The organism is uncultured Salinicola sp., assembly GCF_937921195.1.
GTDB lineage: Bacteria > Pseudomonadota > Gammaproteobacteria > Pseudomonadales > Halomonadaceae > Salinicola.
The window spans coordinates 1-3,241 of sequence record NZ_CALFQK010000180.1 but is presented as its reverse complement, the minus strand read 5'-3'; the positions used below and the strand labels follow the sequence as shown (position 1 = coordinate 3,241).

At 58.4% G+C, this 3,241-nt stretch carries 4 protein-coding genes and 1 pseudogene; 4 read left to right on the top strand and 1 reads right to left on the bottom strand.

Annotated elements, in window-relative coordinates; all coding sequences use genetic code 11:
• A partial coding sequence (locus Q0602_RS21805; RefSeq protein ID WP_298847971.1) for a BapA prefix-like domain-containing protein occupies positions 1–584 on the bottom strand: 584 nt, incomplete at its 3' end.
• A gap of 504 nt (positions 585–1,088) precedes the next feature.
• Between Q0602_RS21805 and Q0602_RS21800 the strand changes: the two genes are divergently transcribed.
• The 4 genes and pseudogenes from Q0602_RS21800 to Q0602_RS21785 all read left to right on the top strand — a co-directional run.
• Entirely contained in the window at positions 1,089–1,715 is a 627-nt protein-coding gene (locus Q0602_RS21800) for an NUDIX domain-containing protein (RefSeq protein ID WP_298847970.1), read from the top strand.
• A gap of 88 nt (positions 1,716–1,803) precedes the next feature.
• Positions 1,804–2,250: a DUF1249 domain-containing protein gene (locus tag Q0602_RS21795; protein WP_295041256.1), complete on the top strand. Its 447-nt coding sequence runs from the start codon at positions 1,804–1,806 to the stop codon at positions 2,248–2,250.
• Positions 2,250–2,972, top strand: a complete 723-nt coding sequence (locus Q0602_RS21790; RefSeq protein ID WP_295041254.1) for a phosphodiesterase — start codon at positions 2,250–2,252, stop codon at positions 2,970–2,972. Before Q0602_RS21795 ends, Q0602_RS21790 begins: the two co-directional genes overlap by 1 nt.
• A gap of 145 nt (positions 2,973–3,117) precedes the next feature.
• Positions 3,118–3,241, top strand: a pseudogene (locus Q0602_RS21785) (sulfate adenylyltransferase small subunit); the annotation flags it as partial.

Sequence of the window (3,241 nt, the reverse complement as noted above, 5' to 3'; positions counted from 1 at the left end):
TCACCGCTGATGGTGTCGCCGTTCGAGGGATCGATGGTCGGTACGTCCGGGGCGGTATTGTCGGTTTCGTCGCCGTCGTCGTCTGAAGGTGCCGCATCGTCATCGTCATCGCTTCCGCCGCCACCGCCTGCTGCTAGTGCGCCGGCTGCCAGTGCGCCACCACCAATGGCGGCCCAGCCCAACGGAGTGACGGCAGCGCCGTCGCTGCCTTCACCGGCAACGGCGGCGGGTTCGAAAACGCCGAACTCTCCCTGGGGGATGTAATCCGCCGCGACGATGCCATCACTGTTGGCGGGGCCAAGGTCCGCCCATATCAGTTCCTGGTCGTCACCGGTGAGGTAAAGTTGGCTCGTGGTGGCTTCATCCGTGCCATAGAAGTTTTCGATACGGATGACTTGGCCGTCCGTGGTCCGAACCAGGAGATCATTGCCGTCGCGGTGCAGCTCCTGTATGTCGTCAGGCGAGAGGCTCAACAGCACCTTTCCAGGCTGATCGAGAGCAATGGTTCCGTCGGTTTCGACAGTGGTGGCGGGCGCTGCAGCAACGTCTTCGTTGAGCGCACTGATCTTCGCTGAAATGGCCATGGAACTCCCCCTGCTGGATCACCCGCGAATGCGGAAGTGGCAACGTCTTATAACCAATAAGGACGGCTTTTTTAGTCTTTGAATAGGAATAGGAGAGAACGCTGTTTATTGCAAACTGTTAAAAACGTTGATTATTGTAATTTTTTGATAACAGCTATTATTTGTATATTTATCAATCGTTTATGTGGATACCTAGCAATGGTCATTAGACTTTTTATCGGGCTTCCTAAGTATTTTTATGTTTTTGGTGTTAGGTGTTAACTTGATTTAAATAATTGTTAGCGTCGTAAATAGGTAGGCAAGATATAAATGTTTAGGCGATTGGTATTTTGTTCTAACTGTCGTTTGTTCCCGCCTAAACGCCACTTTGGGCATCACTGGTATCGAAGAGGAGCGGAGCCTGTCGGAGCCCAGGGTTCTCCCCGGGGCGGCAATCGCGCCACGCCGGTTGGAATCGCTCACGGCTGCCGCAATAATGGGTCTCCAATGCCAAGGAGCCAATCCATGGGTCATGAGATCGCCCCGCTTAGCCGTTTCGACGACCGGGATGTCGAGCGCGTAGAGGATCAGCGGCTCTACACGGGATTTTTCGATCTCGAGAAGCGTCGCCTGCGCCACCGGAAATTCAATGGTGAATGGAGCGAGGTTCTGGACCGGGAGGTTCACGTTCGCCGTGATGCGGTGGGCGTACTACTCTATGACCCGGTTCGGGACGAGGTTGTCATGGTCGAGCAGATTCGTGCCGGCGCCCTGGATGACGACACGTCTCCGTGGAAGCTGGAGCCGGTGGCGGGCCTGGTCGAACAGGGGGAGTCTCCCGCCGACGTCGCCCGGCGTGAAGCGCAGGAGGAGGCCGGGTGCGAGGTTCGCGAGTTGATCGAGCTCCATCGCTATTACCCCAGCCCCGGCGCATGCACCGAACAGGTCACCCTGTTCTGCGGTTTGATAGACAGCCAGGGCATCGGTGGTGTGCATGGTCTGGAAGAAGAACACGAGGATATTCTGGTTCACGTCATGTCGTTCCCGGAGGCCTGGGATCGATTGATGGCGGGCCAATTGGACAATGCCATGGCGTTGATTGGCTTTCATTGGCTGGCGCGCGAGCGCGCCACGTTGAGAGCCATGGCCTAGCGCGAGAGGGCAGAGGTTACGAAGTTTAGTTAGGGTCGGCTGTCCGCGTTCGCGCCCTTCACAGGCCGTCAGGCGCCAGGAGAACTGCATGAGAAAGACTGCTTACGTTACGGATCTCAAGACGCTCCAGGCCGAGTGCAGCAGCAATTATCTGCGGCTCTGCCGTCTGGTCATGGACATGGAGCCGGGTGAGATCAAGGAAGTACCGCTGTCGGGAGAGCACGCCCGTTTCGGCACGCTATGGTTCGAGGTACTCGAACAGGCGCCCTACACCACGGTCGCTCGGGTGTCCCAGACCGGGGTTCTCGACAGCTTCGTCGACTCCCCACGGATGACGGTGCATCTCTATCACGACGCCGACATGGCGGAAGTGACCGATTTTCAGCGTCAGCGCCATTTCCAGGGGCGCTATCGCTATCCCAATCCTCAGATGCATCAGCCGGACGAAAAACTGCAGATCAATCGCTTTCTGGGCGAGTGGTTGCAGCACGGGCTGGCACACGGGCATGCCGCCAACGTGCCGGAAACGCCCTGATGCGCCTGATCCAGATTACCGACTGCCATCTGTTGGCCGATCCTCAGGGAACTTCGCGCAAGGGCTTGCCGTTGCGTCAACTACAGGCGGTGCTCGAGCGCGTGCGGTCGTTGGGGCCTGATGCGCTGTTGGTTACCGGTGACGTCGCCCAGGATGAAACCTCGGCGGCCTATCGCCATGCCAGCCGGGCGTTTGCGTCCGTGGGCTGTCCGTGGTTCTGGATTCCCGGCAACCATGATCAGCCGGAGCTGATGGAAGAGTGCCATCCTCTCCACGAGGAGCTCGATCTCGGCAAGTGGCAGGTGTTGCTGTTGAACTCGCGTATCAGCGGTCAGCCCGGCGGCGAGCTGGGGCAGGAGCAACTGCAGCGTCTTGCGCTGCAGCTCGAGGCCGACGATCGACCGGCATTGATTGCCCTGCACCATCCGCCGCTGGATATCGGTTCGGTATGGATGGATGCGATCGGGTTGAAGGACAGGGACGCCCTGTGGCAGACGCTTTCCCCCTATCCCCAGGTCAAGGCGTTGATCTGCGGTCATATCCATCAGGCGTTCGCCGCATGGCAGAACGTCGTGGCCGTCTATGGCTGTCCGTCGACATCGGACCAGTTCCTGCCGAAGAGCCACGAATTCGCGATCGACGAGGCGGCGCGCCCCGGCCTGCGTGTCCTGGAACTCCGTGGCGAGACGCTGTCGACCTGGGTCGAACGGGTCGATCTCTGATCGTTTATAACCAAAAGCGCTTTTTGAATCATCTTTGATTCTTTGACGTTATTACCAATGTCTCGCTAGGGTTTGCCTCCCAGGAAGCCCATATTCTATTCAGTCTTGCCATCTCGGTATTGGTGGCGACCGTGAGACACCGACCATGACAGCTCCTATCGTCAGCGCTCAGCGCCAGACCCATCTCAAGCAGCTCGAAGCCGAGTCCATCCACATCATCCGCGAGGTCGCGGCCGAGTTCGGCAACCCGGTGATGCTCTACTCCATCG